Origin of the sequence: Rhizobium sp. SEMIA4064 (assembly GCF_003025035.1) — a bacterium.
In the GTDB taxonomy this organism is placed as follows: domain Bacteria; phylum Pseudomonadota; class Alphaproteobacteria; order Rhizobiales; family Rhizobiaceae; genus Rhizobium; species Rhizobium paranaense.
In genome coordinates this window covers 237,307-250,558 of the sequence record NZ_PYJN01000018.1, presented here as the reverse complement: position 1 = coordinate 250,558, position 13,252 = coordinate 237,307, and the positions used below count along the sequence as shown (strand labels likewise).

General features: G+C 59.4%; 12 protein-coding genes. 8 read left to right on the top strand and 4 right to left on the bottom strand.

The features are described from left to right. Positions 1-195 precede the first annotated feature (195 nt). Positions 196-456 (top strand): hypothetical protein, encoded by a 261-nt coding sequence (locus C9E91_RS13440; protein ID WP_107108778.1) that lies wholly within the window; start codon positions 196-198, stop codon positions 454-456. Here C9E91_RS13440 and C9E91_RS13435 read toward each other — a convergent pair whose 3' ends face one another. Both C9E91_RS13435 and C9E91_RS13430 read right to left on the bottom strand, forming a co-directional pair. Then, positions 457-927: a hypothetical protein gene (locus tag C9E91_RS13435; protein WP_107108777.1), complete on the bottom strand. Its 471-nt coding sequence runs from the start codon at positions 925-927 to the stop codon at positions 457-459. A 48-nt stretch (positions 928-975) separates the two neighbouring features. Then, on the bottom strand, positions 976-1,998 hold the full coding sequence (locus C9E91_RS13430; protein ID WP_107108776.1) for a LysR family transcriptional regulator: 1,023 nt from the start codon (positions 1,996-1,998) through the stop codon (positions 976-978). 273 nt (positions 1,999-2,271) lie between these two features. Between C9E91_RS13430 and chvE the strand changes: the two genes are divergently transcribed. The 7 genes from chvE (at position 2,272) to C9E91_RS13395 (ending at position 11,367) form a co-directional block, all read left to right on the top strand. Then, positions 2,272-3,336 carry a multiple monosaccharide ABC transporter substrate-binding protein gene (chvE, locus tag C9E91_RS13425; RefSeq protein ID WP_107108775.1) on the top strand — a complete coding sequence of 355 codons (1,065 nt, stop codon included), beginning with the start codon at positions 2,272-2,274 and terminating at the stop codon, positions 3,334-3,336. A gap of 105 nt (positions 3,337-3,441) precedes the next feature. Then, positions 3,442-4,980 carry a multiple monosaccharide ABC transporter ATP-binding protein gene (mmsA, locus tag C9E91_RS13420; protein WP_107108774.1) on the top strand — a complete coding sequence of 513 codons (1,539 nt, stop codon included), beginning with the start codon at positions 3,442-3,444 and terminating at the stop codon, positions 4,978-4,980. Further along, positions 4,977-6,185, top strand: coding sequence for a multiple monosaccharide ABC transporter permease (gene mmsB, locus C9E91_RS13415; RefSeq protein ID WP_107108773.1), 1,209 nt, complete (start codon positions 4,977-4,979; stop codon positions 6,183-6,185). Before mmsA ends, mmsB begins: the two co-directional genes overlap by 4 nt. A gap of 116 nt (positions 6,186-6,301) precedes the next feature. Then, entirely contained in the window at positions 6,302-7,300 is a 999-nt protein-coding gene (gene araD1, locus C9E91_RS13410; protein WP_107108858.1) for an AraD1 family protein, read from the top strand. A 67-nt stretch (positions 7,301-7,367) separates the two neighbouring features. Then, complete coding sequence (locus C9E91_RS13405; protein ID WP_107108772.1) at positions 7,368-8,801, top strand: aldehyde dehydrogenase family protein; 1,434 nt, start codon at positions 7,368-7,370, stop codon at positions 8,799-8,801. 62 nt (positions 8,802-8,863) lie between these two features. Then, complete coding sequence (gene araD, locus C9E91_RS13400; RefSeq protein ID WP_107108771.1) at positions 8,864-10,609, top strand: L-arabinonate dehydratase; 1,746 nt, start codon at positions 8,864-8,866, stop codon at positions 10,607-10,609. Positions 10,610-10,890: 281 nt separating this feature from the next. Beyond that, positions 10,891-11,367, top strand: coding sequence for a cupin domain-containing protein (locus C9E91_RS13395; protein WP_107108770.1), 477 nt, complete (start codon positions 10,891-10,893; stop codon positions 11,365-11,367). A 103-nt stretch (positions 11,368-11,470) separates the two neighbouring features. Here C9E91_RS13395 and C9E91_RS13390 read toward each other — a convergent pair whose 3' ends face one another. Next, positions 11,471-12,295: a transglutaminase family protein gene (locus C9E91_RS13390; protein WP_107108769.1), complete on the bottom strand. Its 825-nt coding sequence runs from the start codon at positions 12,293-12,295 to the stop codon at positions 11,471-11,473. 12 nt (positions 12,296-12,307) lie between these two features. Further along, positions 12,308-13,249 carry an alpha-E domain-containing protein gene (locus C9E91_RS13385; RefSeq protein ID WP_107108768.1) on the bottom strand — a complete coding sequence of 314 codons (942 nt, stop codon included), beginning with the start codon at positions 13,247-13,249 and terminating at the stop codon, positions 12,308-12,310. Between the last annotated feature and the right edge of the window lie 3 nt (positions 13,250-13,252).

The window sequence follows — 13,252 nt, the reverse complement described above, 5'->3', positions numbered from 1 at the left end:
TTTTCATTCCATTTTCCAATGGCGGCGTCAAGCCGCTAGCATTTCACAATTCTGAAATTCATGTCGCGAAAATGGCTTTTTCTGAAATCGGCGCCCTGTGCCCGATTTGATCGGCATAGTCTCTTTCAAAACCACTTCGCACTTTTCGGGATCATGCGCTAAAGACAAGTTCTCTCCAACAGGCGAACGAGGCCCATGCAACTGATCGATCCCAACCATCCTATCTATAAGCCGCTTTGGGTGCGGGTTCTGATCGTTGCCGTCTGCTTAGGCTGGGCGATCGTCGAGGCTCTGGGGCCGCAGCCTTTCTGGGCGGTCCTCGCAGGCGGCCTTGGCGTCTATGCCGCCTGGATGCTGCTCTTCAGCTTCAATCCGCAGCCGCCCAAGGCCGAGGCTGAACGTGCCGCTGCGAGCGACGAGGCGGAAGACGACGCGCCGACGGACGAGAAGAAGTAGCTATCGCGCGAGACGCCGTATGGCCTCGTCGATCAATTGATTGGCAATCATCATGCGTGTCGTCGCCTGCTCGCGGAAGGGCGGGGCGACGCCGTCGGGATGATTGGCCTTGGCGAACGCGCGGCGTTTTTCGTGAAGAGACTGAAGGGTGGTCTGCGAAGAGATCTCCAGTTCGGCCGCCACGTCTTCCCGCGAGGTTCGTGCGAGATAGTCCGGCATGACCGCCGGCTCCGGCTCTTTCGGTTTAGAATCCGGCCGCATTGGCTCGCGCGAGGGGATGTCGTTGCCGAGATTGTCGACATAGGCATCGTCCGGACGGGAGGATGCCGCCGGCTCGCCTCCGAAAACGGTTGCGGCAAAGCTCACGTTGAGGCCGCGGATGCGATGCGCCGCCTCATTCTTCTCAGACTTTTCTTCCTCCGCATCGAGACGATCGAGGACGGATTGAAACAGCGATTGCCCGAACAACATGCCTGCCTCCAGAAGTGTTCGGGATAGCCGTGCAAGTTGGCGCGGAGCTTATGGCTGCAAGCCGATGGCCGGATCGGGGTTCCTGCTTTCCTGCAGAATCATGTCGTGCAGCAGCCGGGCGCTTGGTGGCATGGCACGCTCGCGGGCCGTAATCAGGCTGTAAGGCTTCACTTCGATATCGAAATCGATGGGCAGGATGCAGGATTCGCCGGCTTGCGATGTCTGTCCACAGATGAATTGCGCCATATCGAGCGCGATCGGGGTGATGGCGTCCGTCTTGCAGACGATGGCGAGCGTCAGGAGCAGCGAAGAGGTGTTGATAATGTTTTCCGGCAGGGGCACGCCGGCCTTGATGAAGATGTCTTCTACCTTGCGCCGCAACAGCGTGCCGGGCGGTTGGAAGACCCAGTCATAGCCCGGCAGGTCCTCGAGGCTGGCAACGCCTTTTTCCAGCAGCGGATGGCCATTGCGGACGATCAGGCAGGCCTTCTCCACCCCGATCTCGTGGGCGTTGAACAAGCGGGGATCGAGCTCGTCTGGAATGCGGCTGATGATGAAGTCGTGGCGGGCGGCGAGCAGTTCACGCGCGAGCACGTTGCTGGTCTCGACCTCGATATTGATCTCGATGCCGGGATAGGCGCGCGTCACGCGCTGGATCGCCGGCACAACGAGGCTGATCGCGGGTGCGGTGACGGCGCCGAGAAAGACCGAACCGCCTTTGCCGGTCCTGAGTTCGCCGATCTCGCGGCTGACTTCACGCAGTTCGAGCAGGATCTTGCGTGCCCGCTTGGCCAGTGCCAGGCCGAAGGGTGTCAGCACGACGCCACGTGCGACACGTTCGTAAAGGGGGCTTTTGACGATCGACTCCATTTCTGACAGCATGCGAGAGGCTGCAGGTTGTGAGATGTTCATCGACTCAGCGGCGGCCGAAATCTGACCATGATCCTCGATTGTGACGATCATACGCAGGTGATTGAGTTTCAAACCGGCCTTGAGCAGCGTGTCGTCACGAAAACTGTCGGAATGAATCTCGATGCTTTCGCTCGGATAATCGCTATATATTTTCTCCATCACGGCCAAATTTCCTGTTCGTCGGCAAAAAAGTACTATTTTTTAACATTATACCAAACTAGGTATATGTCGCGCCAGTTATTCTATTTGACAGTTATACGAAATCGTACGAGTTTGCCGGTCGTGCGCTGGGTGCAGCTCATGCACGTGAGAGCGTGGAGGAGACCTACTTCGTTTCTCACAATTAGAAGTAACCATTCCTTCTACGGAACCTGCCGCAGTCTCGGGCGGGCGTTTTTTCGTCCGCCGCATTATTAACTAAGGGAGAGAGTAATGAAATCCATTATCTCATTGATGGCCGGCGCAGCGCTCGGCGTCGCTACGCTGGTTGCGCCTGCCTTCGCGGCAGATAAGGGTACCGTCGGTATCGCTATGCCGACCAAGGCTTCGGCTCGCTGGATCGATGACGGCAACAACATCGTCAAGCAGCTTCAGGCAGCCGGCTACGGCACCGACCTGCAGTATGGCGACGACGACATTCCGAACCAGCTCTCGCAGATCGAGAACATGGTCACGAAGGGCGACAAGGTTCTCGTCGTTGCCTCGATCGACGGCACCACGCTGTCCGACGTTCTGCAGAAGGCTCACGATGCCGGCATCAAGGTCATCGCTTATGACCGTCTGATCCGCAACAGCGGCAATGTCGACTATTATGCGACCTTCGACAACTTCAAGGTTGGCGTTCTCCAGGCTGGCTCGATCGTCGACGCTCTCGGCCTCAAGGATGGCAAGGGTCCGTTCAACATCGAACTCTTCGGCGGTTCTCCGGACGACAACAACGCCTTCTTCTTCTATGACGGCGCAATGTCTGTCCTGAAGCCCTACATCGACAGCGGCAAGCTGGTCGTGAAGTCCGGCCAGATGGGCATGGACAAGGTCGGTACGCTGCGTTGGGACCCGGCAACGGCCCAAGCTCGTATGGACAACCTGCTGTCGGCCTACTACACCGACGCTAAAGTCGATGCCGTTCTGTCTCCTTATGACGGCCTGTCGATCGGCATCCTCTCCTCGCTCAAGGGCGTTGGTTATGGCAGCGGCGGCGTGAAGCTGCCGATCGTTACCGGTCAGGACTCCGAAATTCCGTCGGTTAAGTCCATCATTGCTGGCGAGCAGCACTCCACGATCTTCAAGGACACCCGTGACCTCGCAAAGGTCACCGTCAACATGGTCAACGCTCTGATGGAAGGCAAGACGCCTGAAGTCAACGACACCAAGACCTACGACAACGGCGTCAAGGTTGTTCCGTCCTACCTGCTGACCCCGGTCGCAGTCGACAAGACCAACTATGAGAAGATCCTCGTAGAAGGCGGTTACTACAAGGCTGATCAGCTGAAGTAATCTTCCGACATACCGGTCAGGGCTCGCTGAAATGCGGGCCCTGGCTTTGATATTTAAGACGATCGCCCGGTCTGTTATGTTTGATCGCGGCGTTGGATACGGACAATGGACAATACCATCCTCGAAATGCGGAGCATCACCAAGTCGTTTCCTGGTGTGAACGCCTTGGAAAATGTCAATCTGAAGGTCCGGCAGGGCGAAATCCATGCCTTGGTCGGGGAAAATGGGGCAGGCAAGTCCACCCTCATGAAGGTGCTTTCGGGCGTCTACCCGGCCGGCACCTATGATGGCGATATCTTCTATGACGGCGCCGTCCGTCAGTTCAAAACCATCAGAGACTCCGAAGAGATCGGCATCATCATCATCCACCAGGAGCTGGCGCTCGTGCCGCTGCTGTCGATCGCGGAAAACATTTTTCTGGGCAATGAGGTCGTCGCCAATGGCATGATCAATTGGCAGGAAACCTTCACCCGCACCAAGCAGCTTCTTGCCAAGGTGGGCCTCAAGGAATCTCCGAATACGCTGGTCACCGACATCGGGGTCGGCAAGCAGCAGCTCGTCGAGATCGCCAAGGCCTTGTCGAAAAGCGTCAAGCTGCTCATTCTCGACGAGCCGACGGCGTCGCTCAATGAAAGCGATTCCGATGCGCTCCTGAATCTCCTCATTGAGTTCCGCAATCAGGGCATCACCTCGATCATCATCACGCACAAGCTCAACGAAGTGCGCAAGGTGGCCGATCAGATCACGGTATTGCGTGACGGCATGACGGTGAAGGCGCTGGACTGTCACGAAGAAGAGATCAGCGAAGACATCATCATTCGTAACATGGTGGGCCGCGAGCTGGCCGACCGTTATCCGCCGCGCTCGGTGCCGATCGGCGAGACGATCTTCGAAGTCAAAAACTGGAACGCCTTCCACCAGCACCATCGCGATCGTCAGGTCCTGCACAATATCAACGTCAATGTGCGCAAGGGCGAAGTTGTCGGCATTGCCGGCCTGATGGGCGCCGGCCGCACCGAATTTGCCATGAGCGTGTTCGGCAAGTCCTACGGTCACAAGGTCAGCGGCGAGGTCTTCGTCGATGGCAAGCAGGTGGACACCAGCACGGTGCGCAGGGCGATCGATGCCGGTCTCGCCTATGTGACCGAGGATCGCAAGCAGCTCGGTCTCGTGCTGTCGAACAGCATCCTGCACAATACGACGCTCGCCAATTTGATGGGCGTCTCCAAGGCGACCGTCATTGACGACGTTCGGGAACTGCAGGTGGCGACGAACTATCGCTCGAAGCTGCGAATTCGCTCGGCAGGCGTCTTCCAGGAGACGGGCAACCTGTCCGGCGGCAACCAGCAGAAGGTGGTGCTGTCGAAGTGGCTGTTCTCTGATCCGGACGTCCTGATCCTTGACGAGCCGACGCGCGGCATCGACGTCGGCGCCAAATACGAAATTTATTCCATCATCAACCAGCTTGCCGCCGACGGAAAGGGCGTTCTGATGATTTCATCGGAAATGCCGGAGCTTCTCGGTACCTGCGACCGTATCTATGTCATGAACGAGGGTCGAATCGTTGCCGAGCTGCCGAAGGCAGAGGCAAGCCAGGAGAGTATCATGCGCGCTATCATGCGCTCAGGGGAGAAGCATCAATGACTACGGCCAGCCCAGCTACGGAAAGCAGCCACGTCGTTTCCATCGGCGACCATATCCGCAACAATATTCGCGAATACGGCATGTTGATCGCGCTCGTCGTCATCATGCTGCTGTTTCAGTATCTCACGAACGGCGTTCTGTTCAGGCCGCAGAACCTGACCAACATCGTGCTGCAGAATTCATTCATTGTCATCATGGCGTTGGGCATGCTGCTGGTCATCGTGGCCGGTCATATCGACCTGTCCGTCGGTTCCGTCGTCGGTTTCGTCGGTGCCGTTGCCGGCGTGCTGGTTGTGCAGATGCATATGAATCTGGCGCTTGCGACCGTCATTTGTCTTCTGATGGGTGCCGCGGTCGGTGCCTGGCATGGATATTTCATCGCCTACCACCGCATTCCGTCGTTCATCGTTACGCTTTCGGGCATGCTGGTTTTCCGCGGCTTGACCTATACGATCATCAATACGACCGGCAACGGCAGCAGCATCGGTCCGTTCCCGCCTGCTTTCCAGATCGTCGCGACTGGTTTCATTCCGGACTTTGTCGATATGGGTACCATCCGTTCGACGTCGATTTTCCTGACCATCGCCATCCCGATCGTTATGTTCCTCCTCTCATGGCGTCGCCGCAATGTTAACGAGCAGCACGGCATTGACGTCGAGCCGTTCAGCTTCTTTCTTGGCCAGAATCTGGTGGTTGCGGCTGCGACCATCTTCATCGGCTACCAGATTTCCTCATACAGAGGGCTGCCGAACGTTCTGGTTCTGATGCTGCTGTTGATTGCTCTCTACAGCTTCGCCACACAGCGCACTACGATCGGCCGCCGCATCTATGCCATGGGCGGCAATGAGAAGGCGACGAAGCTTTCGGGTATCGATACCCGCCGCTTGACGTTCTATACCTTCATCAACATGGGCATCCTTGCCAGCATTGCCGGCATCATCATCGCCACGCGCCTGAACTCGGCAACTGCCAAGGGCGGCGACGGTCTGGAACTCGACGTGATCGCGGCCTGCTTCATCGGCGGCGCTTCGGCATCCGGCGGCGTCGGTAAGGTGACGGGGGCCGTCATCGGTGCCTTGATCATGGGCGTGCTGAACCAGGGCATGTCCATCCTCGGCTATCAGACGGACTCGCAGAAGATGATCAAGGGTGCGGTCCTTCTCGCTGCCGTGTTCATCGACGTCTACAACAAGAACAAGGGCTGATCGCAGCGCGATCAGCCGGGCTTTTAAAACCAAATCCATGACAGAGTCCGGCTCTCGCTGAGAGCCGGAGCGGGAAACTGCATCCGATCTCTGTCCGTTAGAAAAGGATGAAAAACATGCTCATTTCCCAGATCAAGGGTTCGAACGGTGGCATCGTCGTCGCCGTGCGCAATGGGCCGGGCACCCCCGCTAAGGCTGTTCTGAATGCCGGCAGCGTCTACGCCTTGGCCATGGAAGCCGCCGACAACGACAAATCTCTCGTCGCGGTCATTGAGGCACATGGGCTTGGCGAAGAGATCGATCTGGAAAAAGCATATGCCGAAGGTCGTTTCCTGCCGCCGATCACCCATCCCGATGCCGCACACATGCATCTGACCGGTACCGGTCTGACCCATCTCGGCTCCGCTGCAACCCGCGATTCCATGCACAAGAAGACGACGGAGGCTGCTGAAGAGACGCTGACTGACTCGATGAAGATGTTCAAGATGGGCCTCGAAGGCGGCAAGCCGAAGGACGGCGAGAAGGGCGTGCAGCCGGAATGGTTCTACAAGGGCAACGGCTTTGGTGCGACGGCACCCGGCGCGGCGCTCGTGTCACCGTCTTTCGCGCTTGATGGCGGCGAAGAGCCGGAGATGGCGGGCATTTACGTCATCGCCAAGGATGGCTCGCCGTTCCGCATCGGTTTCGCGCTCTCGAACGAATTTTCCGATCACGTCACCGAGCGGATCAACTATCTCTATCTCGCCCATTCCAAGCTGCGCCCGGCAAGCTTCGGCCCGGAAATCCGTATCGGCGCCGCACCGGAAGATATCCGGGGCACTTCGCGCATCAAGCGCGGCGACAAGGTGATCTTCGAAAAGCCCTTCCTCTCGGGCGAGGCGAACATGTCGCATACTTTCGCCAATCTCGAATACCATCATTTCAAGTACGGCCTGTTCCGCATTCCCGGCGACATCCACGTCCATATGTTCGGCACAGCGACGCTCTCCTTCGCGGAAGGCATCAAGCCGGAAGCCGGCGATGTCTTCGAAATCGAAGTGGCCGACTTCGGCCTGCCGCTGCGCAATCGACTTGCTATTGCCGCCGAAGAGAAAGTGGCCATTCGCCAGCTCTAGTGTATCGAGGCCGGCTACTCCTTAAGTGGCCGGTCGTCTCCAAGAAGACCCAGGAAGGCATGAAGCCATGACCATTCATCAGAATCTGATCGCCGGCGAATGGACCGGTACGACCGGCGCCGAGAATATCAATCCGTCCGATACCAACGAAGTTGTCGGCCTCTATGCCAGCGCCAGCGTACAGGACGTTGCCGACGCCATTGCCGCGGCCAAGGCAGCCTTTCCGGCGTGGTCGCGTTCCGGCATTCTCGAGCGCCACACGATCCTGAAGAAGGCGGGCGAGGAAATCCTGGCGCGCAAGGATGAACTCGGTGCGCTGCTTGCCCGCGAAGAAGGCAAGACGCTGCCCGAGGCGATCGGCGAGACGATCCGTGCCGCGCAGATCTTCGAATTCTTCGCCGGCGAAGCCCTGCGGCTGGCGGGCGAAGTCGTTCCTTCGGTGCGCCCGAACATCGGGGTCGAAATCACGCGCGAGCCGCTCGGCGTCATCGGCGTGATTACGCCCTGGAACTTCCCGATCGCCATTCCCGCCTGGAAGATCGCGCCGGCGCTCTGCTACGGCAATACTGTCGTCTTCAAGCCGGCCGATCTCGTACCCGGCTGTTCTTGGGCGATCGTCGATATTCTCCATCGCGCCGGCCTGCCGAAGGGCGTGTTGAACCTCGTCATGGGCAAGGGCTCGGTCGTCGGTCAGGCAATGCTCGACAGCCCGGTTCTTTCCGGCATCACCTTCACCGGCTCGGTCGGCACTGGCAAGCGCGTCGCACTTTCCTCCGTCGAGCATGGCCGCAAGTACCAGCTCGAAATGGGCGGCAAGAACCCGATGGTCGTGCTTGACGATGCCGATCTGACCGTTGCCGTCGAGGCCGCTGCCAATTCCGCCTTCTTCTCGACCGGCCAGCGCTGCACGGCCTCGTCACGCCTGATCGTCACCGAAGGCATCCACGACAGGTTCGTGGCGGCGCTGACGGAGAAGCTGAAGACGCTGAATGTCGACAACGCGCTGAAGTCCGGCACCCATATCGGTCCGGTCGTCGACGCCAAGCAGTTGAAGACGGATACCGACTATATCGAGATCGGCAAACAGGAGGGCGCCAAGCTCGCCTTCGGCGGCGGACTCGTCAGCCGCGACACGCCCGGCTTCTACCTGCAGCCGACGCTGTTCACCGAAGCGACGAACCAGATGCGTATCAGCCGCGAAGAGATCTTCGGGCCGGTCGCCTCGGTCATCCGGGTGAAGGATTACGAAGAGGCGCTGGCAACGGCCAACGACACGCCATTCGGCCTGTCTTCCGGCATTGCCACGACCAGCCTGAAGCACGCGATGCATTTCAAGCGCAATGCCGAAGCCGGCATGGTGATGGTCAACCTGCCGACGGCCGGCGTCGATTTCCATGTGCCTTTCGGCGGCCGCAAGGGTTCGTCCTTCGGTCCGCGCGAGCAGGGCAAATATGCCGCCGAGTTCTTCACCACCGTCAAGACCGCGTACACGCTGGCCTGACCATCGATTTCAAAGCCCAGGCGCGAACGAGGCGGCCTGGGCGACGCAAAAGGTACTGAGACATGAAAAAGAAAGCTGAATGGCCGCGCAAGCTGCGTTCCTATGACTGGTTCGGCGGCACCGGCAAGAACGCGATCATGCATCGCTCCTGGATGAAGAACCAGGGCCTTCCGGCCGACACCTTCGACGGCCGGCCGATCATTGGCATCTGTAATACCTGGTCGGAGCTGACGCCCTGCAACGCGCACCTGCGTGATCTTGCGGAGCGCGTGAAGCGCGGCGTCTACGAAGCGGGTGGTTTCCCGGTCGAATTCCCGGTCTTCTCTGTTGGCGAAAGCACGCTGCGCCCGACGGCGATGATGTTCCGCAACCTGGCGGCTATGGACGTTGAAGAAGCGATCCGCGGCAATCCGGTTGACGGCGTCGTGCTGCTCGGCGGCTGCGACAAGACCACGCCGAGCCTGCTGATGGGTGCGGCTTCGGTCGACATCCCGGTCATCCTCGTTTCCGGCGGCCCGATGCTGAACGGCAAGTGGCGCGGCAAGGATGTCGGCTCCGGCACGGCAATCTGGCAGTTCTCGGAAATGGTGAAATCCGGCGAGATGTCGCTGGATGAATTCATGGATGCAGAGCAGGGCATGGCTCGCTCGGCCGGTAGCTGTATGACCATGGGTACAGCCTCGACCATGGCGTCGATGGCCGAAGCACTCGGCATGACGCTGCCCGGCAATGCGGCTATCCCGGCTGTCGATGCGCGCCGCCGCGTCATCTCGCAGCTTTCCGGCCGCCGTATCGTCGACATGGTCAAGGAAGATCTGAAGCCGTCCGACATTCTGACCAAGGAAGCGTTCGAAAACGCCATCCGCGTCAATGGCGCCGTCGGCGGCTCGACCAATGCCGTTCTGCACCTGCTAGCGCTTGCCGGCCGCGTCGGCGTCGATCTGTCGCTGGACGATTGGGACCGCCTTGGCCGCGAAGTGCCGACGATCGTCAACCTGCAGCCGTCGGGCAAGCACCTGATGGAAGAGTTCTACTATGCCGGCGGCCTGCCCGTCGTCATCAAGGCAGTCGGCGAAATGGGCCTGCTGCATAAGGACGCCATCACGGTGACCGGCGACACGATCTGGGCCGGCGTCAAGGATGTCGTCAACTACAATGACGACGTCATCGTGCCGCGCGAAAAGGCGCTGACGCAGTCGGGCGGTATCGCGGTTCTGCGCGGTAACCTCGCTCCGAAGGGTGCTGTCTTGAAGCCGTCGGCCGCTTCTCCGCATCTGATGCAGCATAAAGGCCGCGCCGTCGTCTTCGAAAGCATCGAGGACTATCACGCCCGCATCAACCGCGAGGATCTCGACATCGACGAGAACTGCGTCATGGTGCTGAAATACTGCGGCCCGAAGGGTTATCCGGGCATGGCCGAAGTCGGCAACATGGGTCTTCCGCCGAAGGTGCTGAAGAAGGGCATCACCGACATGATCCGCATTTCCGATGCGCGCATGTCCGGTACGGCCTACGGCACCGTTATCCTGCATACGGCTCCGGAAGCTGCCGATGGCGGACCGCTGGCACTGGTTCAGAACGGCGACATCATCGCCGTCGACGTTCCTGCCCGCACCATCCAGCTCGAAGTGTCGGATGAGGAATTGGCAAAGCGCCGCGCCGCCTGGGTTTCCCCGGTCAAGCCGCTTACCGGCGGTTACGGCGGCCTCTATGTGAAGTCGGTCATGCAGGCCGATACCGGCGCTGACCTCGACTTCCTCGTCGGCCCACGCGGCTCGGAAATCCCGAACAATCGCGACAGCCACTAAGTTTGGCGACTGGAATTGGAAAGGGGCGGGACGAAAGTTCCGCCCTTTTCGTATGTTGCGGCCGTTCGCTGGAGCAATTCCAGGAAAAGTGCGAAGCAGTTTTCCGTCCGGAATGCGTCAAACCAAAGGGATAGAGCGGGAAAGCGATTCCGTGAAACGCTGAACCGCTCTAAGTGTGCGGCGTATGTCGGTGCCTGTTTCCGGCCGCGCTGCTTTGATCAGCAGTTCATGATATAGTTCCTTCCGGATTGCATTCTTAATCTGGCATCCGGGGGATCGCTATGTCAGCCTTGCAGGCCGATACCTACTATCTCTTTGGCAATCTTTTTTGTTTTCATGCTCACAGCGCCGACACAGGCGGGGCCTATTGCCTCATCGAGACTTTGACGGCGCCAGGGGCGGGGGCGCCGCCGAACAGGCATCCCGATGATGACCAGGCGTTTTATATCCTCGAGGGCCTGTTCGAATTCATGGTCGATGGTGAGACCGTCCAGGCGCAGGCCGGTAGTTTCGTCAAGATACCGACAGGCGCCATTCATGCGTTCCGCAATATCGGTTCGACGCCGGGCCGGCTGCTGATCATCAATTCGCCCGGCCGCGTTCACGATGGCTTCTTTACCGAAGCAGGCGAGGCGATGCCGGTGGGCACGCGCGACCTGCCACCGCCGGGTGGGCACCCTCAGGATATGCCGCGTGTGGTTGAGATCGGGCGGCGCAACGGGTTGGAATTCCTGTTGCCCGATGGCGAGGCGCACTAGGCAATTCCAGGAAAAGTGCGCAGCGGTTTTCCGTCCGGAATTGCGTGAAAACAAAGAGATAGAGCAGTTCAGCGATTCCGTGAAGCGATGAACTGCTCTGAACTCAGCTTTGGCTCTGACTCTGGCTTTGTCCCTGGTTCTCCACCGTCACCTTGACAGAAAGGCTTTCGCCCGGTGTGCCGAGGCGCATGCCGGAGACCGGGGCAGCGTCGCGATAGCAGAGGCCGGTCGCGATGCGAACGTAGCGCGCATCGGGGCAGACATCGTTGGCCGGATCGAAACCCACCCAGCCAAGACCCGGAATATGCGCTTCAGCCCAGGCATGCGTCGCGGCCTGCTCGGCCTTGCTTTCCATCAGGAGATAGCCTGAGACATAGCGGGCCGGTATGCGCAGCGCGCGGGCGCCGGCAATGAAGATGTGGGCATGGTCCTGGCAAACGCCGCTCTTCTTTTCCAGCGCCTGTTCTGCGGTGGTTTCCGTATCGCTGGTGCCGGGCTTGTATTCCACCGTCTGGTGGATTGCGCCCATCAGCGCATGCATCTTGCCGAGTTCGTTGTCGCCGGAAAGGCCGCGCAACAGCTCCTTCACCAGCTTGCCGGCCTTGGTGCGCGACGTTTCCCGCAGGAAGAGCCAGAGCGGGCTGAAGCCGGTATGCTGGCCGGTCACGCCATTCAGGTCCTGCGTTTCGATCACGCCGGTGGCAACGATCCGGGTTGCGTCCTGTGCGCCGTCGAGCGAAACAAGCGTCACGCGATTGGCGAACTGGTCCTCATATTCCACTTCCGGATGGGCGCCCTCGACCGTCAGCTTCCAATCGAGGACGGTCTGGCCGGGACCGGTGAGCGGCGTGAGCCTCAGGCGCTGCAATGAAAACTGCGCCGGTTCGTCGTAGCGGTATTCGGTGGTATGGCTGATCGTCAGTCTCATAGTGTGATCCGCTTACTGATAGAACCGGTAGCCGTCGGAGATTTCCGCGCTGAGCTTATTGTTGCGCGAAACGAAATCCTCCAGGAACTCATGCAATCCCTGATCCATGATGCTTTTGACCGTGAGCGTCTGCAGCATCTTGCGGATGGCATCGGCGGTGTCGTGCGCGGGGAGCCGCTGATCGTATTCGGTCCCGAGATAGCCGATATTGCTGACGATCTTTTCGTAGCAATAGGCGAGCGAGCGCGGCATCTGGCCATTGAGGATCAGGAAGTCGGCAATGTTGGCCGGCTTGTACTCCGGATCATACGCCCATTTATAGGCGCGATGGGCGGAGACCGAGCGCAGGATCGATTCCCATTGCGCATTGTCGAGCGACGAGCCGACATGCGAGATCGACGGCAGCAGCACGTAGTATTTCACGTCGAGAATGCGCGCCGTGTTGTCAGCGCGTTCGATGAAGGTGCCGATGCGGGCGAAGTTGTAAAGTTCGTTGCGTAGCATCGAGCCGTGAAATGCGCCACGGATCAATCCGGCGCGGCGCTTGATGACCTCGATCATCTCCGGCACTTCGGCGGTCTTCAGGCGCTTGGCGAGCAATGTCTTCAGCTCGATCCAGCATTCGTTGGTGGCTTCCCAGGTGTCGCGGGTCAGCGCCGTGCGGACCATGCGGGCATTGTTGCGGCCATAATCGATGCAGGACATCACACTCGACGGATTGGAGCGGTCGCGTATCAGGTAATCGATCGCGTCCGCGCCAGTCAGCTTGCTGTGCACTTCGTTATAGGCTTCACGCACGCCGGCGCTCTGCAATACACCATCCCAATCGTCTTCCACCGCACCGCTGCGGGTCAGCGACATGCGTTGGCCGGCATCGACCAGACGGGCTATGTTTTCGGCGCGCTCGATGTAACGGAACATCCAGTAGAGGCCATTCGCGGTTCTTCCAAGCATGTC